Raw genomic sequence first — 19,036 nt, 5'->3', positions numbered from 1 at the left:
TTTGAGTTTTGGAAAGTTTTTGGCATATCAATTAAACTTTTAGTCAAATCGTAAGGTTTGAGAAGAGTCTACTCAAAAATTTTTTGATTAGCAGGTTAATTGCTGGAAGGATGATGTTCTGTTTTTGTCATAATGGTTTAAAGTATTGTAGGAATGTTCAAAATGTAACGAATAATTCCCTTGCCTTTCATGATTGCCTATGCTATGATTTAATTAAAGCGTTTAGATGATAAAGGGGGAGTTATTTTGACTTATGGAATTGCTATTCTCGTTATTATTTTCCTGATTTTATTTATTATTGCAGCCAAGACCTGCTATGTGAAAGCACCACCAAACGTGGCCTACATTATTTCTGGTCTGACGAAGAACCCGCGTATCCTTATTGGTATAGGCGGTTTTAAAATCCCGCTGTTGGAGCGCGTGGATATGTTGTATCTAGGGCAGATGTCTGTTGACATCAAAACCAGCCAAAGCGTTCCGACAAATGACTTTATCAATGTTAAGGTTGATGCAGTTGCTAAGATTATCGTTGATAAGGAAAACGGTATCTACCTGGCGGCAAGAAACTTTTTGAATATGGAGCCGGCGGATATTACACGCAGCCTGCAGGATTCTCTTGAAGGTAATATGCGTGAGATTATCGGTACGCTGGATTTGAAGAAGATTAACGTTGACCGTGATTCCTTCTCCGATGAAGTACTGAAGAAGGCTGCCAAGGATATGGAAAAGCTGGGCATCAGCATCCTGAGCTGCAATATCCAAAATGTTGTTGACGATAACGGCCTGATTGTTGATTTGGGTGCAGATAATACGGCGAAAATCCGCAAGGATGCTTCTATTAGTAAGGCTGTTGCCGAGCGCGATGTGGCTATTGCTGAGGCTGCTGCCAAGAAAGAGGCGAATGACGCGCAGGTGCATGCTGATCTGGCGATTGCGCAGCGTCAGAATGAGCTTTCTATTGCCAAGAGCGAACTGAAGCGTACTGCTGATATAAAAAAAGCAGAGGCAGATGCTGCTTATGCAATTCAACAGCAGGAGCAGCAAAAGTCTATTGAGGTGGCAACTGTAAATGCGCAGATTGCTAAGGCTGAGCGTGAAGCTGACCTGAAAAAGCAGGAGGTTCTGGTAAAAGAACAGATTCTTGCTGCTACCATTCAGAAGCAGGCGGATGCCGATAAGTACAGAGTGGAACAGGATGCTTTGGCTGAGCAGGCCAAGAAACAGCGTGAAGCAGAAGCACAAAGATATGCTATGGAGCAGGAGGCTGCCGCTATCAAGGCGAAGGGTGATGCAGAGGCTTATGCCATCAGAGTAAGGGGTGAAGCTGAGGCTGCTGCTATTAAGGCGAAGGGCGAAGCTGAAGCTGCTGCGATGGATAAGAAGGCCGAGGCTATGAAGAAATACGGTCAGGCTGCGATGGCTCAGATGGCGATTGAGGTTCTGCCGCAGGTTGCTAAAGAGGTTGCTGCTCCGCTCAGTAAGGTGGATAAGATTACGCTTTACGGCGAAGGCGGCATGGGCAGTCTTTCTGGTAATGTTCCTTCCGTGATGGCGAAGGTTTTCGATACGGTGAAGAGTGCTACCGGCATTGACCTGCAGGAGATTGCCAAGGGTGAAACCTACGATGCTAAGGTTAACAAGAACATCAGCATTGATGGCAAGCTGCCGGAAATTCCTGTAGAAATCAGCAAGGAAGAATAGACATCAAAATAAGCTGTTAGCATCTGGTATGTTAACAGCTTATTTTTTACAGGTTTTAATTTGAAATAACGGAGGCAAGTTGCTTTGAAGATTCTCGTAAGTGCCTGTTTGTTAGGCAAAAACTGTAAGTATAACGGTGGCAATAACTTAAATCAAAGCGTGTTGGATTTTATCGAAGGGCATGAGGTTATCGGCGTTTGCCCGGAGCAGTTGGGCGGGCTGTCTACTCCTCGCTTACCGGCAGAAATTGTTGAAGGCGTAGTGACGAACAAGGAAGGTGTCAGCGTGGATGCGGAGTTTCGCAAGGGTGCGCAGGAGGCGTTGGCAGCTGCTTCGGAGAACAAGGTTGATTTGGCAATCCTGCAATCACGCAGTCCCAGCTGCGGCGTAAAGGAGATTTATGACGGCAGCTTCAGCGGCAAAAAAATCAAGGGGCAGGGAGTTTTTGCCAAACTGCTTACTATGCATGGCATAAAGGTGCTTGATGCCGAGGATATAGCTGAGCATAAATAACAGTGCCTGGAAAAGTTGGTTTATAAAAATAAAAGGCAAGGTCTTAGGAGGTTTGTTTCCTAGGCCTTGCCTTTTTTGTACATTATTTTTTATACTTTCTGATTGCGGCACCGATCAGCTTCGCTGTCTGTGACAGCTCTGCTTCGGTGTGCGTTGCCATGAGGGCAACGCGCAGGCGCGCAGTACCTTTTGCTACCGTCGGGTAGCGAATCGCGGGGGCGAGTACGCCGTTTGCTAGTAGTTCGTCTGCAACCTGCAGGGCGGATTTCTCATCGCCGATGATAATAGGAATGATGGCGGTGGGAGAGTAGGCTTCTACGCCTTCAGTGTGCAATGCGTTTAAGAAAAACTCAACGTTATGCTGCAGATTTTGTGCACGCTGTGGTTCCTCCTCCAGTACCTCAATAGCTCGCAGCGCAGCGGCGAGCGTAGCAGGAGTCTGAGAGGTGGCGAAGATAAAGCTGCGTGCTTTATTTTTGAGATATTCGATAATCACCTTGCTGGCGCAGGCGTAACCGCCTTCGGCGCCAAGTGCTTTGCTGAGCGTACCCATGAGAATATCAGGACGAACAGTGTTGCCGAAATGCTCAACAGTACCATGACCTGTTTGGCCGATAACACCAGTGGCGTGAGCTTCGTCAATCATCGTGAGCAGATGATATTTTTTGCCGAGGGAGACGAGTGCAGGCAGGTCAACAATGTCACCGTCCATGCTGAAAACTGCGTCGCTGACAATCAAGCCTCTGCTGCAGGGGGTAGCAAGAATTTTCGCTTCCAGATCCTGCATATTATTATGCTTATAGACAACGATGCGTGCCTTGGAAAGGCGGGCACCATCGATGATGCTGGCGTGGTTATATTCGTCGCTGAAGATAACGCTTTCGCTGTTGCAGAGGGCGGAAATAATGCCGACGTTGGCCATGTAGCCTGTGTTAAACACCAGTGCTGCTGCTGTGCCTTTGAAATGCGCCAGTTTGCTTTCAAGCGCTTCGTGCAAGGCGGTGTTGCCGGTAGTCAGACGGCTACCGCCGCTGCCTGCGCCCCATTGAAGCGCAGCTTCGGCAGCGGCCTGCTTAACGCGGGCATCTGCTGCTAAATCAAGATAGCTATTGGAGGCAAGCATCAAAACCTTGGGTCCCTGCATTTCGACGTATTTACTTTGCTCACTGTCCATAGTGCGCAGAGAGCGGTAAAGATTCTGTTCTTTAAGTTGCTTTAATTCGTCAGCAAAAATCTGCTCCGGATCAGGATTAGCAGGCTTTTCGACAGGCAGGCCGCGCACCAGTACACGCTGTTTTTCCAGATAATTGATAGCATCCTCGGCCTTGGCTTTGCTGCTGTCAAAAATAAAAACTCGACCGCCGTGCGGATTACCCATTTCCTTTATCGGCATGAGGCGTACATAACCATGCTTTAAGGATGCAAGGTAGCCGACGAGGTAATCAGGATCATCGGAAAGACACAGCTCGGCGATGATGCCGGGAGCATGTACAACCTTGGTGGCTAGTACGATGGCCTCGCGGAAGTGGTTCTTACCGCTGCAGTTGCTTGCTGCGCCTTCAGCATCCATATAGGTTACGCGGATACCGCGCTCGTGGTCAGGCTCAAGTCTGGTGCCGGTGGCAACGTCGTAGAGAACTGCACCGCGCATAGGATGGTTGTGACGCAGAAGGTCAATCAATTCATCAGCTTTGGCTTCCAGTCCCAGCTCGCAGAGCATTTCCTTCATGATTTTATAGGTTTCTTCTACCGTGTCGGCAGGGCGTTTGCTGACTGGCAGAGCGTCGAGGTATTGCAGCTTTTCCGGTGCAACTTCTTCCATTTTGACATTGATGAAGTCGGCGCGTCCGAGGCCGTGCTGCAGAGCGCGCTCGGTAAGTGCTCTGACAGCGCTGCTGATATCAGCTTGCGAGATAATGCGTTCTGCGCCGCTGACGTGTAAATCACCTTTGGATGCGCGCATTTTGATGCTGTATAAAGGCATAGGGAAATCTCCTTTGATGATAAATTTAGAACGTTATAATTTTGGTGTCTTCGCATCGCAATCAATATATCGTTTCGCTCAAGAAAAATTTTCCCGTACCCAAAGGGTACAACGCAAATTTCGTGTGGAATCAATACAAAGTGCCGCAAAACTCGCGCAAAGCAATAATGTTTTTCTACATAAGCAATGTTTAGCGCTCAAACAGTTGCGCCACTTTTGTGATTCCAGACACTCATTTGCTAAAATTTTTATTCACTACACGATATATTGATTGCTGGCGTTATTTGTTCGGCAAACTTTTGTGAATCTGCATTTAGAAAAGAGCAGGCAAAACCACAACTGTGATTTTGCCTGAAATGTTATACAAAGTATTATTTATCAGCCTCTGAGCAAAGCAACCTTGGTAAGCAGCTGTTTTGCGGGCTTATAAAATGCACCGGCGGCAACTGCGGTAAAAATCATACCGGGGAAGGCTGCGGCGGTGAGTACCATCCAGTTTACACCGGTAACCTGCCACAGTACGAGGCGGGCAGCGAAGGTTCCGAGCGGTCCGCTGACAGCAACGGTAAGCAGGTTGGTTCCGAGCAGGGCCATGGTGCCACCGGCAACAACGCGGAATACCATCTGTACAAGTACGTTGATGATGTTGTGCATACCGAGCATCATACCCAGCATGCTTGCAAGGATACCTGCGATAATGTAGCGTTTAAAGCCGAAGCAGGCGCAGATGAGTACGGCGATTGGTGCAGATAACTGGAATTCGCCACCGGCAATTGGCGAAGGGATTTTAAAAGAACCTGAAATCAGAATCAAGACACCTAACAAAGCGATAGTAGTCAGCTCTTTCATACTCAAATCTTTCATTTATTTGCTCCTTATTTTAAAACCTCATCCATGGATTGTTTAGCCAGTGCTATAGCCTTATCCAGATCTTTGTTTTCGATATTCAGCGGCGGGTTGAAGTAGATGACGTTGCCCAGAGGACGCAGCAGCAGGCCGTGGGTAAGTGCTTTTTTGTAAATTTCGTAGCCTATACGCAGGTCGCCGTCGAAGCCGATTTTCTTATCCTTATCGGTAACAAGCTCCATAGCGTTAATCAGGCCGATATGACGGATTTCGCCGATGTTCTTGTGAGATCCGAAGGTATCCATGAGTGCATTATGGAAGTAGGTTGCTTTTTCGGCAGCATGCTCAAGAATTTTTTCTTCCTTCATAATCTTGAGTACAGCGAGGGCGGTAGCGCAGCCGATAGGGTTACCGGCATAGGTGTGGCTGTGCATGAATTGCTTGCCTTTGTTGTAATCGTCATAGAAGGCATCATAAATTTTGTCTGTGGTGCAGACAATAGCCATTGGCAGATAACCGCCGGTGAGAGCCTTACTGATGGTCATGATATCAGGAGTAATTCCCGCATGGTTGCAGGCGAACATTTTGCCGGTTCTGCCGAAGCCGGTAGCAATTTCGTCGGCAATCAGCAATACGCCGTATTCATCACAGAGCTTGCGCAGTTTTTGCAGGTAGAGGGGCGGATAAATACGCATGCCTGCGCAACCTTGGACGATAGGCTCAACGATAATGGCAGCAGTTTCCTTAGCATGTTTGGCAAATTCTTCTTCAGCAAATTTGAAGCATTCGCATTGGCAATGCTCGCGGTCTTTGGCAAACGGACAACGGTAGCAGTCCGGTGCCTTTACATGGATGTTGTTCATCATCATGGGTTTATACATTTGTGCGAACAGATCCATGCTGCCTACAGAAAGAGCGCCGATAGTTTCGCCGTGATAGCCTTCGCTGAGGCACATGAAGCGCTGTTTTTCCGGGTGACCGGTCTGCAGCTGATATTGGAAAGCGATTTTCAGTGCGATTTCTACGGAAGAGGAGCCATTGTCAGCAAAGTTGAATTTATTCAGGCCTTTGGGGAGAACGTCAACCAACTCTTCGCACAGCTTGATAGCAGGCTCGTGGGTGAAGTTAACGAAGATAACGTGCTCTAATTGTTCAATCTGCTCTTTGATGGCAGCATTGATTTTGGAATTGCAGTGACCTAAAAGGTTGCACCACCAGCTGCTGATGATATCGAGATATTCGGTACCGTCGGCTGCGTAAAGGTAGGGGCCTTTAGCGTGGTCAACGATGATAGGACGTAAGGTTTCGTAGTCCTTCATTTGGGAACAGGGATGCCAGATGTGGGCTAAATCTCTTTTTTGTAAATCTGCTACTCTATCGTTCATTTTTTTTTTCTTCCTCCTGAGTTTTGTGTCATTATTGTTTATTCCCCCTTCCGCCTCACGTTGTTCGGCACCTTCCCCATAGGGGCAGGCAAGAGCGTGTAATTAAGACTAAAGGGGGCTGTTAATTTTTATTTGTATAATCCTTTAAGTACTTCTACATCAATATCCAGATCGCTGGCGTTCGGCGGTACGCAGGCAAGTACGGGGACCGCTGTAATTTCTTCCATCATACGCTTGTTATCGGCCTGCATGAAGTTGCTGCCGTCATAGTTGTTAAGGATGATGCCGCGGACGGGAATGTTTTTCTGCTTGAGGTAGGAGATGGTCAGTACGCAGTTATTGATGGAACCGAGCGCTGCGTTGGAGATTACCAGTACACCCAAATCAAGCTTTTTGATGATGTCCTCGAGCAGGATGTGTTCTTCATCCCAACGGATAGGGCAGATGATGCCGCCGCTGCCTTCCATGGTAACGTAATCATATTTAGCAAGGGAAGCCTGATAATCAGCTTCAATCTTTTCCATTTCTACAGGATTGCCCTCGCGCAGTGCTGCCAGATGCGGAGAAACTGCTTCCTTATAAATGTAGGAAACAAGGTTTTCCGGCTTTTCCGGGATGTTGGCGGTTTTGGCAACAAAGGCTGCGTCGCCCGGCAGCCAGGTGCCGTCAGGCTGTTCTTCGGCGCCGCTCAGCGCTGCTTTGTAGTAGCCTGCGTTGACGCCTGCATCACGTAAGCGTTTAACAAGCAGGCCGGTAACGTATGTTTTACCGATATCTGTACCAATTGCTGTAATGAAAAGACCTTTACTCATAATTTTCACCTTCGTAATTTATTTTGGTTAACTTAAGATTATATATGGTTAACTTTATTATAGCTTAAGTATACGCTGCGAAAATTTCAATGTCAACCTAGCAAAATAGTATGGTTAACCATGGCGGTTGGGCATAAAAAAAGATTGACAGCCATATTTTGTGGTTATAACAGTCAATCTTTGCTTATTTTGTGGTTAACGAAGAATCATCTTAATATAAAGGAAAAATTTATTTTTTGGCTGCCGCATTTTTACGGATTTCGGTTACAGGGACGCCGCCGATGCCCCAGTTATCTGTATCAACCTCGTCGATGGTGACAACGGTGGTGGATTTGTTTTTGCCTAGAACGTCGTGCAGAAGATTGGTTGCGCCTTCGATGAGAGCACGCTTCTGCTCGGGTGTAACGTTACCTTCTTTGGTGATTTTGATGTTTACATAGGGCATGGTGATGACCTCCTTGCGTTTTTCTTTCATTATAGCATATTTTGCTTGCAAACTGCGCGTTTCTATGCTATTATAAGTGCGGTAAAATTTACTGATGCACAGTAGCATTTAGGATGAGCTGGAGCAGTTAACAGTAAAGCTTACTTCTGAAAAATTTTTAAGTCAATACTCGCTTGGATCTATAAGACCGGGACGAAGACGCAAACAGGCTAACTATGCGCATTCCGTACCGGAATGCGCTTTTTTATATGCTTCGGCATTAATCGGCAATTCCGTAGCCTTGAATTTGCACAGCGTCTCCTGTGGTCAGAAGGGAGGGCAATCTTGAAGGTTGGTATTATTGGCGGTGGACGCGTTGGCAGCCGTCTGGCTGCAAGCTTGCGTGAAGCAGGTGTGCTGGCCGGCATTACTGCTGCATCCGAGCAGCACAGCGCACAGCTGGCGCAGCAGTTTGGCGTACCGGTGACGGATAACGCGAAGCTGTGGCAGGCAGCGGACGTGCTGCTGCTTACCGTACCGGACCGGTTAATTGGTATGGTAGCAGAGAAGCTGGCGCAAAGCGTGACACCGGCTGCTAAGGTTGTACTGCATGTGAGCGGCAGTGTGGGACTGGAGCCATTGGCTCCGCTTACGCAGATGGGAGCACACGTTGGCAGTCTGCATCCGCTGCAAAGCTTTGCCGGCGGCAATACACAGCTTGCAGGTGTGTATATGGCGCTGGACGGTGACAGCGAAGCGCAGGACGCAGGCAAAAAGCTCGTAGAGCTTTTTGGCGGTAAAGCGTTCAGCGTGCCTGCTGAAGAACGTGCGGCCTATCATGCGGCAGCTTGTATCTGCTCGAACTACGCCGTAGCGGTGGAGGCTATGGCGGCGCAGCTGATGGCACGCTGGACCGGCAGCAACGAAGCTGCCTGGGCAGCGCTGCTGCCCTTGTTCAAAGGCACGGCGGCCAATTTGCAGACTACGCAAAATCCTGCGGCGGTCCTGACAGGACCTATTGCCCGCGGTGATGTCAGCACAGTAGCAAAACATCTTGTTGCTTTACCGGCAGCTGTAATTCCTGCCTATTGCTCTCTGGGCCTGGCGACAACCTCGCTGGCCCTTGCTAATGGCACTATTGACGAAAATGCAGCTGATGAGCTGAGAAATTTGCTTGGAGGATATTATGGCTAACAAACAAGTAACAGTCGCAACGATTAAAGAAATGAAGCAAAAGGGCGAACCTATCACGATGATAACCGCTTACGACGTAGCAATGTCCCGCAACGTTAACGAAGCAGGCGTAGATATGATTCTTGTAGGTGATTCCCTGGGTAACGTAATTTTAGGATATAATTCCACAGTCCCTGTAACGATGAATGAAATGATTCATCACACCAAGGCTGTTATGCGTGGCAACAGCACTGCTTTAGTAGTTGGCGATATGCCGTTTATGAGCTATCAGGCAAGCATTGTTGATGCAATGTACAATGCAGCACGCTTCCTGAAAGAAACAGGCTGCACTGCAGTTAAGCTTGAGGGCGGCTCTGAGGTAGTTCCTCTCGTAGAGCGCCTGACACAGGCTGGTATTCCTGTATGTGCTCATATCGGTCTGACTCCGCAATCTGTAAATCAGCTGGGCGGCTTCAAGGTACAGGGCAAGGATATTGCCGCTGCACAAAAAATGATTGATGATGCCAAGGCTTTGGAGGCTGCAGGTGCTTTTGCCTGCGTGCTGGAATGCGTTCCTGCTGCATTGGCTGCTAAGGTAACCAGCGAGCTGAAAACCATGGCTACTATCGGTATCGGTGCCGGCAACGGCTGCGACGGCCAGGTGCTCGTATGCAACGACCTTTTGGGAGTTTCTACCGGTTTCTGCCCGAAATTTGTTAAGAAGTATGCTAATCTGCATGATACTACCGTAGAAGCAGTAAAGGAATATATTGCCGATGTTAAGGCAAGAACCTTCCCCGCTCCGGAGCATACCTTTAAGATTGACGATGCTGTTTTAGAAAAATTATATTAATACTTTTATACATAAAGTGAGGTAATTCAAAATGAAATTAGTACATACAGTTGCAGAGCTGCGCGAAGAGGTTGCAGCAGCTAAAGCTCAGGGTTTGACCATCGGTCTGGTGCCTACTATGGGCGCTTTGCATGAAGGCCATGCATCCCTGATTAAAGCAGCTAACATGGAAAATGATTTTGTTGTAGTCAGCGTTTTCGTAAACCCGACTCAATTCGGTCCTAACGAAGACCTGGACGCTTATCCGCGTACTCTGGAAGCAGACTGCAAGCTGGCAGAAAGCATGGGCGCTAACGTAGTTTTCGCTCCGGCTCCGAAGGAAATGTATCCGAGCGAGGATGCAACCTGGGTTGAAGTAACCGGTGAGATTACCAAGGTTCTGTGCGGCCGTACCCGTCCGATTCACTTCCGTGGCGTAACTACCGTTGTTACCAAGCTGTTCAACCTGGCACAGCCGGACCGTGCTTACTTCGGTCAGAAGGACGCACAGCAGGTTGAGGTTCTGAAGCGCATGGTAAAAGACCTGTTCTTCAATATCCAGCTGCGCATTATGCCGATTGTCCGCGAAGCTGACGGTCTGGCAAAGAGCTCCCGCAACACCTATCTGAATGAAGCAGAGCGCAAGGCAGCACTGGTACTGAGCCGTAGCCTGAAGGCTGCTAAGGAGCAGTACGAAGCAGGTGAGCGTGACGCTGCGAAGATTACCGCGGCTGTTACCGCTTCTATTAAAGAAGAGCCTATGTCTGATATCGATTATGTTGAAATTTATGCACTGCCGGAATTGAAACCTGTAGCAGCTCCGATGGCAGGCAGCAACCTGCTGGCTGTAGCTGTTAAATTCGGCACCACCCGTCTGATTGATAATGTAGTTTTGGAGGAGAAATAATATGCTTTATACTATGCACCATGGCAAAATTCATCGCGCTACCGTAACCCAGGCTAACCTGGAATATATGGGCAGCATTACTATCGACAGCGAGCTGCTGGAGCTGTCCGGTATTCTTCCGGGCGAGCGTGTACAAATCGTTGACAACAACAACGGTAACCGTCTGGAAACCTATGTTATCGCCGGTGAGCGTGGCAGCGGTGTTATCTGCCTGAACGGTGCTGCTGCACGTAAAGTTCTGGTTGGTGATACTGTTATCATCATCGCTTACAGCCTCATGACCGAGGAAGAAGCTAAAACCTATGTGCCGAAGGTTGTAATGGTTGACGAAAACAACCATCCGATCAACGTTCGCGGTACTGAAAAGGAAGCAGAAATCGGCTGATTTTAGGTATTATAAGAGCACGCTGTGGGTTGCGCGAAAGCGCAGGCAACGGCGTGCTTTTTGCATGGGTTTGTTTTCGTCGGAAAGGCAGTTGCGATGTGCGTGTGGATAAAAATTTCGGCTGTTTTAAAATGGAACGAAAAAACTTCGGTAGAACGCTAAATATAATCGTTCTACCGAAGTTTTTCGTTTCTATTTGTTTTTATCGTGGCAGCAGCAATGTTCTGCTTCCACAGGCTTCATGGAGCATTCCGGGCAGATGCCTTCGCCCTCTAACAGCTTGCTGCCCCAGGCATACATGGCCTGCAGGATGGGAAAGAGGCTTTCGCCCCGCGGCGTCAGGCTGTACTCAACCTTAGGCGGCACGACGGCGTACACCTTGCGCGCAATCAAGCCGTCACCTTCCAGCTCGCGTAATTGCTGGGTGAGCATTTTGGGTGTAGCCTCGGGGACGAGGCGTCGCAGCTCGTTGAAGCGCAGAATTTTGCCGGACAGGTGCCACAGGAGCAGTGCCTTGTATTTGCCGCCGATAAGCTGCAGCGTAGCGGCAACGGGGCAGTTGACGTTAATGGTGTCTTTCATTTGTATTATCCTTTCTGTAATGAACAAAGCTTTAAGAGTTTCTCACAGTATCTTTTTGTATACTATCTACCTAAATAGTGCATTCTTGAAATAAAGGTAGCGTTTGCTATAATAATAGCAGACAAAATTTTTTACGTCAAATAGATAGTAAATGAAAGGAGCCACGATGAAAAAACAATTACTTGATATAACAGGCATGAGCTGCAGTGCCTGCTCTTCGCGCATCGAAAAGGTTGTTAACAAGATGCAGGGTGTGGAGCAGATGAACGTTAATCTGCTGAAAAATAATGCGCATGTTACCTTTGATGAAAGCGTTGTAGATGAAAAAACGATTATTGCCCGCATTGAAAAGCTGGGCTTTGGCGCGAGAGTGCATGCTGCAAATGTTGCAGCACCGGTACCTCAGCAGGATACGGCGGCACAGGAGATGGAGGAGATGCGTCAGCGTCTTATCGGCTCGCTGATTTTTGCTGGTCTTGTCTTTTATCAGCACATGGGGCGCATGTGGTGCTGGCCGCTGCCAGGCTTTATTCTGGGGCAGGAAAACGAGCTGATTAACGCTTTGCTGCAGATGCTGTGGTGCATTCCGGTGCTCTTTATCGACCGCAAGTATTTTATCCACGGTGTGCGCAATCTATTAAATGGTGCGCCTAATATGGATTCGCTGATTGCCGTGGGTAGCGGTGCATCCTTTATTTACGGTTTATATTCCGTATTTGGCATGGCGTATGCCTTTGGTCATAATCGTCTGGATTTGCTGCCGGGCTTTGCCGATGCGTTATATTTTGAAGCTAGTGCCGTGATTTTGGCACTTGTAACCGTCGGCAAGTTTATGGAGGCGCGGGCAAAGAGCCACACCTCTGATGCGATTAAAGCGCTGATGAATCTTACGCCGAAGACAGCGCTGGTTGAGCGTCACGGTCTGCAGGGAGAAATACCTGTAGAGGAGGTTGTGACAGGTGATGTGCTGATTGTAAAAAGCGGTGCATCCGTGCCTGTGGACGGCAAAATTATTGAGGGCAGCGCTGCCCTGGACGAAAGTGCGCTGACCGGTGAAAGTCTGCCGGTAGATAAAACAATCGGTGACAAGGTTATCGGCGGCACTATTAACAGAAGCGGTTATTTTAAGATGGAAGCAACTGCGATTGGTGCAGATACAGCTTTGGCGAAGATTATTGCGCTGGTGGACGAAGCAACTTCGTCTAAAGCGCCGATTGCCAAACTGGCTGATAAGGTGAGCGGGTATTTTGTACCTGCTGTTATCAGTACTGCAGTGATTGCGGCGGCTATTTGGCTGGCGCTGGGCGCAAGCTGGCATTTTGCGCTGACGATTGCCATTTCGGTGCTCGTAATTTCCTGTCCCTGCGCTTTGGGATTGGCAACACCGACGGCAATTATGGTCGGCACAGGGCGCGGTGCTAAGAGCGGAATTTTGATTAAATCTGCAACGGCGTTGGAAACAGCGCATAAGATTGATACCGTTATCTTAGACAAAACAGGTACGATTACAGCGGGCAAGCCGGTAGTGACGGATATTTTACCTGTAAAGGTTACGGAAAATGAATTGCTGGCTTTTGCCGCAGGCTTGGAAAAGCTGTCGGAGCATCCGTTGGGTGAAGCTATTGTTGCTGCTGCCGAAGCAAAGCAGCTTGCTTTGCCGGAAGTCGGCAATTATAAGCAAATCCCCGGTCAGGGCGTTACGGCGGAGCTTGCGGGAGCTGAATGTGCAGCAGGCAATCTCAAGCTACTGCTGACGTTGAATGTTGATACAAGCACCTTAATTGACCAGTATGACAGGCTGGCTGCTCAGGGAAAAACACCGTTATATTTTGTACGTGCAGGCGAGCTTTTAGGCTGTATTGCTGTTGCCGATACCGTTAAGCCGACGAGCAGGGAGGCAATAGCCAAGCTGCAGGATATGGGCCTGCGTGTGCTGATGGTAACAGGTGATAATCGGGCGACGGCGGAGGCGATTCGTGCGCAGGTTGGCGTAGATGAGGCTGTGGCGCAGGTGCTGCCGCAGGATAAGGAAGCGGTGGTACGCAAGCTGCAGCAGGAAGGCCATATTGTCGCCATGGTAGGTGACGGCATCAACGATGCGCCGGCGCTGGCACGTGCCGATGTGGGCATTGCTATCGGTGCCGGCACGGATATTGCGATTGAGGCGGCAGATATGGTTTTGATTAAGAGTGATTTGCTGGATGTGGCGAAGGCGGTTCACCTGAGTCGCAGCGTGATGACCAATATCAAGGAAAATCTTTTCTGGGCCTTTATTTATAATGCGATTGGTATTCCATTTGCCGCAGGTGTATTTTATACGGCCTTCGGCTGGTTGCTGAATCCGCTGATTGCTGCAGCGGCGATGAGCTGCAGTAGTGTTTCTGTTGTTACTAACGCACTGAGACTGCGTTTTATAAAATTGTAATTGCAAAGGAGATTTTATCATGACTAAAACTATTGCTATTGAAGGTATGCATTGCCAGCACTGCGTTGGCGCCGTTAAGGAAGCACTTGCTGCTGTAGCAGGTGTAACAAGTGTTGTTGTTTCCCTGGAAAACAATAATGCCGTTGTTGAGGGCGCTGAGCTGGATGACGCAGTTTTGAAGGCTGCTGTTGAGGATACCGGCTTTGATGTAACCGCCATCAACTGAAAATAAGCAAAAAAACGCCGCGTAAAGCGGCGTTTAAGCTTGTAAAAAGGTCGCTGCGCAGCGGCCTTTTTCTTATGCAAATATTTCTGCTATAGCAGGCGGAAGCATATCAAGTGCGCTTGCTGTCATAAATGCGGCAGCAATGGCTACAACGATAAAAGCAGCAGCGTGCGGATAATCCTTTTTGCGTACGGAAGAAAAGATGGCACGCAGGGATAAAAGCAGAATCAGACCCCAGATATAGGGACCGGTTACTTCATGGAAAAATTTTTCAAACATGATAACACTCCTTGGTGGCTGAAAAAATGAATTTAAGCAGTTTGAAATACATAGATAATAAAAAAACACCCGCAATAGCAGGTGCTGTTTTTGGATTGGTGCCTCAGCACAGAATCGAACTGTGGACACAAGGATTTTCAGTCCTTTGCTCTACCAACTGAGCTACCGAGGCATGATTGGCGACCCGGATGGGACTCGAACCCACGACCTCCGCCGTGACAGGGCGGCATTCTAACCAACTGAACCACCGGGCCATTACAATATTGAGGCAAATGGGCAAAAAAATGGTGGGCGCTAACGGGATCGAACCGCTGACATTCTGCTTGTAAGGCAGACGCTCTCCCAGCTGAGCTAAGCGCCCGTATTTGGTGACCGGTGGGGGAATCGAACCCCCGATACCGCCGTGAAAGGGCGGTGTCTTAACCGCTTGACCAACCGGCCAAATGTGGTGACCCATGTAGGCCTCGAACCTACGACACCCTGATTAAGAGTCAGGTGCTCTACCAACTGAGCTAATGGGCCGTGGTCACGTTACTTAATTATAATACCCTATCTGCTAGAAAATGTCAAGCACTTTTTCGGAAAAACTTAAAAAATCTTTGGAGGCATAAAAACAATTGACTATACATCTAGAAAAGCATACAATTAAAGTGTTATAGTAGGTTCTAAATTTTTTGTACGGAGGATAGACTTATGGATTACGATATTGCCGTTATTGGTGGTGGTCCTGCTGGTGTATCTGCAGCGATTACTGCTGCCAGCAAGGGACGTAAGGTTGTTCTGTTTGAAGCCCATGGCTTCAGCCCCCGTCTGCGTAGTGTAGCGCAGATAACAGATTATATGGGTATACCCGATATTTCCGGTACTGCGCTTATGGATATTTTTGTAAATCATCTCAAGCAGATGGAAGTAGATATTATTGAATCTAAAATTATTTCTTTGCGTGAGGTAGGCGAAGGCTTTATGCTGGGTACACCGCACGGCGAATATTCTGCGGATTCCGTAGTGTTAGCGACCGGTATTTCCCGTTCTACACTTTTCCCTGGAGAAAAGGAATTTTTGGGCAAGGGCGTAAGCTACTGTGCTATTGTTGATGCTGATAAATATAAGGGCAAGTCTGTGGCTGCTATCGCTACTGTTCCTGATGCTCTGGAAGAAGTGGAATATCTGGCAGAGCAATGCGAGCATGTCTTCTTCTTCCCGCTGTATTCCGGCTTCATTCCGCCAAAAAAGAAAAATATTACTGTAGTGCTGGATAAGCCGACAGAAATTACCGGTACTGACAAGGTTACCGGCCTGCGTGCAGGCGATGATTTTTACAGCGTTAAGGCTGCCTTTGTCTTCCGCGCCAGCGATCCGCTCAACAGCTTTTTGCCGGGCCTGGAAATCCGTGGTCGCAGTATTTATGTTGATGATCAGGCTCAAACAAATATTGAAGGCGTTTTTGCCGGCGGTGACTGCACAGGTCAGCCGTGGCAGGTAAATCGTGCTGCCGGTCAGGGACAAAAGGCTGCGCTTTCGGCAATCCGCTATCTTGCACGTCGCGATGAGGGAATTGACTATTAAAAATTGCAGTAAAATCTTTTATCCCGACGGGATTTATGCTACAATATAAGTTATGATAAATTATTTGGAGGCTAGATTATGTTAGATTTAAAATTCGTCCGCGAAAATCCGAAGCTGGTCGAAGAGGCTGTAAAAAGCCGTAATGGCAGCCTTGATTTGACTGAATTCCTGGAACTGGATAAACAACGTCGTGAAATTACCCAACAGGTAGAAGCACTGAAGAAAGAACGCAACACTGCATCTCAAGAGATTGGCAAGCTGAAAAAAGCTGGTCAGGATGCTACTGAGCAGATGGCTGCAGTTCGTGCTCTTGGCGATAAAATTGCTGCAGATGACAAGGAACTGAAAGAGATTGAAGAAAAAATCAAAAGCATTCTGCTGACTATTCCTAACGTTCCCGCAGAAGATGTTCCAGTAGGCAAGGATGACACCTGCAACCCGGTTATCCGCACCTGGGGCGAACCGACTAAATTTGATTTTGAACCGAAGGCTCATTGGGATATCGGTGAAAACCTGGGCATTCTGGATTTCGAACGTGGCGTTAAGGTTAGCGGTGCACGTTATGTATTCTATCGTGGCATTGGTTCCCGTCTGGAGCGTGCCGTTATCAACTTCTTCCTGGATGTACACACCAGAAAGCATGGTTATACCGAATTCTTCCCGCCGTTCATCGTTAATGGCGCAAGCATGCAGGGCACCGGCCAATTGCCGAAATTTGCTGAGGATATGTACAAGCTGGAAAACGGCGACATGTACCTGATTCCGACTGCAGAGGTTCCTGTAACCAACTATCATCGTGACGATATTCTTACCGGCGACGAGCTGCCGCTGAAATATACTGCATACAGCGCTTGCTTCCGTGCAGAAGCCGGTGCTGCAGGCCGTGATACCCGTGGCCTGATCCGTATGCATCAGTTCAACAAGGTTGAGCTGGTTAAATTCACTAAACCGGAAGAATCCTGGGCTGAGCTGGATAAGCTGACCAATGATGCTGAAGAGGTTCTGCAATTACTGGGCCTGCCGTACCATGTTGTGCGTCTGTGCACTGGTGACCTGGGCTTCAGCTCCGCTACTACATATGACCTCGAAGTATGGCTGCCGGCAGCAAACTGCTACCGTGAAATTTCTTCCTGCTCCAACTTCCTGGACTTCCAGGCACGTCGTGCTAACATCCGCTTCCGTCGTGATGCAAAATCCAAACCGGAATTTGTACATACCCTTAACGGCAGTGGTGTAGCTGTTGGCCGTACCGTTGCTGCTATTCTGGAAAACTATCAGCAGGCTGATGGCAGCGTAGTTGTTCCTGAGGTTCTGCGTCCTTACATGGGCTGCGATGTAATTCCTGCTCCGAAAAAATAATTTGCGCAGATACAACTGAATAAAATTAAGCGTTGAAATGTCATTTAACCGGCATTTCAGCGCTTTTATTTTGTCTGTCGTATATAGATATGTTTCTGTTGTTTTATATATTTTATGGCGAAATTTTCGCTATTTTATGCTGGAAAATGAGCCAATCCGTGATTATTGGAAAATTTTCCCGTTCTCCTCGAAAAAAATCAATTTTTTGCCGTTTTCCTATTGTACTTTCAGATTATTGTGGTACAATCATAGAAGAAAAAATAATGCAATAGCAAGGGGAGAGTGTTATGAGTAATAAAAAACATTTCCAAATAAGCCAACAGGCTGTAGAAAAATTAGCGGTACGTTTCGGTACGCCGCTATTAGTACTTTCTTTAGATGAAATCAAGAAGAATTACAAGGTTTTGAAAAAATATATGCCGCGTGTCAAAATTCATTACGCGATTAAGGCTAATCCACACCCGGAAATTTTGCGGGTGATGGCGGATATGGGCTCCTGCTTTGATGTAGCAAGTGATGGAGAAATCCGTACTCTGCATGATATGGGCGTGGATGGCGGCCGTCTGATTTACGCCAATCCGGTAAAGACGAGTGTGGGCCTGGAGGCTTGCCGCAACTGCAGCGTACGCAAGATGACCTTTGACAGCGCCAGTGAAATAGATAAAATAAAAAAACAGTGCCCGGATGCGACTGTACTGCTCAGACTGCGTATCGACAATTCCTCGGCACATGTTGATCTGAATAAAAAATTCGGCGCAGCGCGTGAAAATGCGCTGGCACTGATGCAGCAGGCTAAGAATGCAGGCCTGGATATGGCCGGCATTGCCTTTCATGTAGGCAGCCAGACTGTCAGCGCTGACCCTTATCTGCATGCGCTGGATATTGCGCGTGAGCTGTTTGAGGAGGCTGAGGCGGCTGGCCTGAAGCTGCGTGTGTTGGATATCGGTGGTGGTTTCCCTATTCCTGAGCCGAAGGTTAAATTCAACCTGCCGGAAATGCTGCGCCAAATTAACGCGCGTTTGGACGAGGATTTTGCCGATGCCGAAATCTGGGCCGAACCGGGCCGTTATATCTGCGGTACGGCAGTTAACCTGATTACCAGCGTCATCGGTGTTACCGAGCGCGGCGGTCAGCCTTGGTACTTCCTCGATGAGGGCTTGTACGGAACCTTCTCCGGTGTACTCTTTGACCAGTGGGATTTCAAGCTCATCAGCTTCCGCGAGGGTGAGGAAAAGGTGGCAGCAACGTTCGCTGGACCGAGCTGTGATTCATTAGATATTATGTTCCGAGGCCGCATGACTGTGCCGCTGCAGGTTGGCGATTTGCTGCTGGTTCCCAGCTGCGGTGCCTATACCTCCGCCAGTGCAACTACATTTAACGGCTTCAGCAAGGCTAAGTTCGTTATCTGGGAGCGCGTAAAGGCTGAGGTTGAGCCTGTGGCCGCTGTCGGACGTGTTGAGATGAATCAGTCTGTAGCTCAGGCTGTAAAATAAAAATATAATTATTACCGCATCAGCGTTTAACGTTGGTGCGGTTTTTGTTTTAGGAAAAACGTGACAGATAAGGTGTGAAAAGTACGGAAAAACGTTACAGAAAGCAATGATAAAATGCGAAAAACGTGACAAAATGATTGCGAA

General features: G+C 48.1%; 18 protein-coding genes and 5 tRNA genes. 11 read left to right on the top strand and 12 right to left on the bottom strand.

The window, feature by feature from the left end; translation table 11 throughout:
• Positions 1 to 246 precede the first annotated feature (246 nt).
• Together Q0612_RS10995 and Q0612_RS10990 are read left to right on the top strand one after the other, a co-directional pair.
• Positions 247 to 1,701 carry a flotillin family protein gene (locus tag Q0612_RS10995; RefSeq protein WP_298884643.1) on the top strand — a complete coding sequence of 485 codons (1,455 nt, stop codon included), beginning with the start codon at positions 247 to 249 and terminating at the stop codon, positions 1,699 to 1,701.
• A gap of 84 nt (positions 1,702 to 1,785) precedes the next feature.
• Entirely contained in the window at positions 1,786 to 2,214 is a 429-nt protein-coding gene (locus Q0612_RS10990; RefSeq protein WP_298884640.1) for a DUF523 domain-containing protein, read from the top strand.
• 82 nt (positions 2,215 to 2,296) lie between these two features.
• On the opposite strand, the gene bioF is transcribed toward Q0612_RS10990, so the two are convergent.
• From bioF to Q0612_RS10965, 5 genes are all read right to left on the bottom strand, one after another.
• Positions 2,297 to 4,198, bottom strand: a complete 1,902-nt coding sequence (bioF, locus tag Q0612_RS10985; RefSeq protein ID WP_298884637.1) for an 8-amino-7-oxononanoate synthase — start codon at positions 4,196 to 4,198, stop codon at positions 2,297 to 2,299.
• Between the two features lie 378 nt (positions 4,199 to 4,576).
• Positions 4,577 to 5,062 (bottom strand): hypothetical protein, encoded by a 486-nt coding sequence (locus Q0612_RS10980; protein WP_009145837.1) that lies wholly within the window; start codon positions 5,060 to 5,062, stop codon positions 4,577 to 4,579.
• An 11-nt stretch (positions 5,063 to 5,073) separates the two neighbouring features.
• Complete coding sequence (gene bioA, locus Q0612_RS10975) at positions 5,074 to 6,429, bottom strand: adenosylmethionine--8-amino-7-oxononanoate transaminase (RefSeq protein WP_298884632.1); 1,356 nt, start codon at positions 6,427 to 6,429, stop codon at positions 5,074 to 5,076.
• Between the two features lie 128 nt (positions 6,430 to 6,557).
• Positions 6,558 to 7,241: a dethiobiotin synthase gene (gene bioD, locus Q0612_RS10970; RefSeq protein WP_298884629.1), complete on the bottom strand. Its 684-nt coding sequence runs from the start codon at positions 7,239 to 7,241 to the stop codon at positions 6,558 to 6,560.
• 229 nt (positions 7,242 to 7,470) lie between these two features.
• Entirely contained in the window at positions 7,471 to 7,686 is a 216-nt protein-coding gene (locus Q0612_RS10965) for a 4-oxalocrotonate tautomerase family protein (protein ID WP_246869428.1), read from the bottom strand.
• Positions 7,687 to 8,010: 324 nt separating this feature from the next.
• Between Q0612_RS10965 and Q0612_RS10960 the strand changes: the two genes are divergently transcribed.
• From Q0612_RS10960 to panD, 4 genes are read left to right on the top strand one after another with little or no spacing between them, the layout of a single operon-like run.
• Complete coding sequence (locus Q0612_RS10960; RefSeq protein WP_298884624.1) at positions 8,011 to 8,859, top strand: Rossmann-like and DUF2520 domain-containing protein; 849 nt, start codon at positions 8,011 to 8,013, stop codon at positions 8,857 to 8,859.
• Positions 8,852 to 9,691 carry a 3-methyl-2-oxobutanoate hydroxymethyltransferase gene (gene panB, locus Q0612_RS10955; RefSeq protein WP_298884622.1) on the top strand — a complete coding sequence of 280 codons (840 nt, stop codon included), beginning with the start codon at positions 8,852 to 8,854 and terminating at the stop codon, positions 9,689 to 9,691. The genes Q0612_RS10960 and panB overlap by 8 nt, the downstream gene beginning before the upstream one ends.
• 31 nt (positions 9,692 to 9,722) lie before the next feature.
• Positions 9,723 to 10,577: a pantoate--beta-alanine ligase gene (gene panC, locus Q0612_RS10950; protein WP_210685319.1), complete on the top strand. Its 855-nt coding sequence runs from the start codon at positions 9,723 to 9,725 to the stop codon at positions 10,575 to 10,577.
• Position 10,578: 1 nt separating this feature from the next.
• Complete coding sequence (gene panD / locus Q0612_RS10945) at positions 10,579 to 10,962, top strand: aspartate 1-decarboxylase (RefSeq protein WP_009145844.1); 384 nt, start codon at positions 10,579 to 10,581, stop codon at positions 10,960 to 10,962.
• 192 nt (positions 10,963 to 11,154) lie between these two features.
• On the opposite strand, the gene Q0612_RS10940 is transcribed toward panD, so the two are convergent.
• On the bottom strand, positions 11,155 to 11,544 hold the full coding sequence (locus Q0612_RS10940; RefSeq protein ID WP_249747497.1) for a helix-turn-helix domain-containing protein: 390 nt from the start codon (positions 11,542 to 11,544) through the stop codon (positions 11,155 to 11,157).
• A 166-nt stretch (positions 11,545 to 11,710) separates the two neighbouring features.
• Here Q0612_RS10940 and Q0612_RS10935 point away from each other — a divergent pair, with 166 nt between their 5' ends.
• Both Q0612_RS10935 and Q0612_RS10930 read left to right on the top strand, forming a co-directional pair.
• A complete protein-coding gene (locus Q0612_RS10935) occupies positions 11,711 to 13,969 on the top strand; it encodes a cation-translocating P-type ATPase (protein WP_298884614.1) in 2,259 nt (752 codons plus the stop codon).
• Positions 13,970 to 13,988: 19 nt separating this feature from the next.
• Entirely contained in the window at positions 13,989 to 14,195 is a 207-nt protein-coding gene (locus tag Q0612_RS10930) for a heavy-metal-associated domain-containing protein (protein ID WP_298884611.1), read from the top strand.
• Positions 14,196 to 14,267: 72 nt separating this feature from the next.
• Here Q0612_RS10930 and Q0612_RS10925 read toward each other — a convergent pair whose 3' ends face one another.
• From Q0612_RS10925 to Q0612_RS10900, 6 genes are all read right to left on the bottom strand, one after another.
• Positions 14,268 to 14,474, bottom strand: coding sequence for a hypothetical protein (locus Q0612_RS10925; RefSeq protein WP_009145849.1), 207 nt, complete (start codon positions 14,472 to 14,474; stop codon positions 14,268 to 14,270).
• Positions 14,475 to 14,570: 96 nt separating this feature from the next.
• A tRNA-Phe gene (locus Q0612_RS10920) sits at positions 14,571 to 14,646 on the bottom strand.
• Positions 14,647 to 14,651: 5 nt separating this feature from the next.
• Positions 14,652 to 14,728: transfer RNA gene (locus tag Q0612_RS10915), tRNA-Asp, on the bottom strand.
• A 31-nt stretch (positions 14,729 to 14,759) separates the two neighbouring features.
• Positions 14,760 to 14,835: transfer RNA gene (locus Q0612_RS10910), tRNA-Val, on the bottom strand.
• A gap of 5 nt (positions 14,836 to 14,840) precedes the next feature.
• Positions 14,841 to 14,915 (bottom strand) — tRNA-Glu (locus Q0612_RS10905).
• 5 nt (positions 14,916 to 14,920) lie between these two features.
• Positions 14,921 to 14,996 (bottom strand) — tRNA-Lys (locus Q0612_RS10900).
• Positions 14,997 to 15,167: 171 nt separating this feature from the next.
• Here Q0612_RS10900 and Q0612_RS10895 point away from each other — a divergent pair.
• The 3 genes from Q0612_RS10895 (at position 15,168) to Q0612_RS10885 (ending at position 18,892) form a co-directional block, all read left to right on the top strand.
• A complete protein-coding gene (locus tag Q0612_RS10895; protein WP_021719199.1) occupies positions 15,168 to 16,040 on the top strand; it encodes an NAD(P)/FAD-dependent oxidoreductase in 873 nt (290 codons plus the stop codon).
• A gap of 78 nt (positions 16,041 to 16,118) precedes the next feature.
• Positions 16,119 to 17,399: a serine--tRNA ligase gene (gene serS, locus Q0612_RS10890; RefSeq protein WP_298884609.1), complete on the top strand. Its 1,281-nt coding sequence runs from the start codon at positions 16,119 to 16,121 to the stop codon at positions 17,397 to 17,399.
• Between the two features lie 287 nt (positions 17,400 to 17,686).
• Positions 17,687 to 18,892, top strand: a complete 1,206-nt coding sequence (locus Q0612_RS10885) for a type III PLP-dependent enzyme (RefSeq protein WP_298884606.1) — start codon at positions 17,687 to 17,689, stop codon at positions 18,890 to 18,892.
• The last annotated feature ends 144 nt before the right edge of the window (positions 18,893 to 19,036 follow it).

This window comes from uncultured Phascolarctobacterium sp. (assembly GCF_937920985.1).
Taxonomy (GTDB): Bacteria; Bacillota; Negativicutes; order Acidaminococcales; family Acidaminococcaceae; genus Phascolarctobacterium_A.
This window is presented reverse-complemented; position numbering and strand designations above follow the sequence as displayed.

Excerpts from the sequence above, each read along its gene's own strand:
- panC (WP_210685319.1), top strand. The coding sequence starts at position 9,723 with ATGAAATTAGTACATACAGTTGCAGAGCTGCGCGAAGAGGTTGCAGCA.
- panB (WP_298884622.1), top strand. The coding sequence starts at position 8,852 with ATGGCTAACAAACAAGTAACAGTCGCAACGATTAAAGAAATGAAGCAA.
- Q0612_RS10895 (WP_021719199.1), top strand. The coding sequence starts at position 15,168 with ATGGATTACGATATTGCCGTTATTGGTGGTGGTCCTGCTGGTGTATCT.
- Q0612_RS10935 (WP_298884614.1), top strand. The coding sequence starts at position 11,711 with ATGAAAAAACAATTACTTGATATAACAGGCATGAGCTGCAGTGCCTGC.
- Q0612_RS10965 (WP_246869428.1), bottom strand. The coding sequence starts at position 7,686 with ATGCCCTATGTAAACATCAAAATCACCAAAGAAGGTAACGTTACACCC.
- Q0612_RS10930 (WP_298884611.1), top strand. The coding sequence starts at position 13,989 with ATGACTAAAACTATTGCTATTGAAGGTATGCATTGCCAGCACTGCGTT.
- Q0612_RS10925 (WP_009145849.1), bottom strand. The coding sequence starts at position 14,474 with ATGTTTGAAAAATTTTTCCATGAAGTAACCGGTCCCTATATCTGGGGT.
- serS (WP_298884609.1), top strand. The coding sequence starts at position 16,119 with ATGTTAGATTTAAAATTCGTCCGCGAAAATCCGAAGCTGGTCGAAGAG.
- bioD (WP_298884629.1), bottom strand. The coding sequence starts at position 7,241 with ATGAGTAAAGGTCTTTTCATTACAGCAATTGGTACAGATATCGGTAAA.
- bioA (WP_298884632.1), bottom strand. The coding sequence starts at position 6,429 with ATGAACGATAGAGTAGCAGATTTACAAAAAAGAGATTTAGCCCACATC.
- Q0612_RS10980 (WP_009145837.1), bottom strand. The coding sequence starts at position 5,062 with ATGAAAGATTTGAGTATGAAAGAGCTGACTACTATCGCTTTGTTAGGT.
- panD (WP_009145844.1), top strand. The coding sequence starts at position 10,579 with ATGCTTTATACTATGCACCATGGCAAAATTCATCGCGCTACCGTAACC.
- Q0612_RS10940 (WP_249747497.1), bottom strand. The coding sequence starts at position 11,544 with ATGAAAGACACCATTAACGTCAACTGCCCCGTTGCCGCTACGCTGCAG.
- Q0612_RS10885 (WP_298884606.1), top strand. The coding sequence starts at position 17,687 with ATGAGTAATAAAAAACATTTCCAAATAAGCCAACAGGCTGTAGAAAAA.
- bioF (WP_298884637.1), bottom strand. The coding sequence starts at position 4,198 with ATGCCTTTATACAGCATCAAAATGCGCGCATCCAAAGGTGATTTACAC.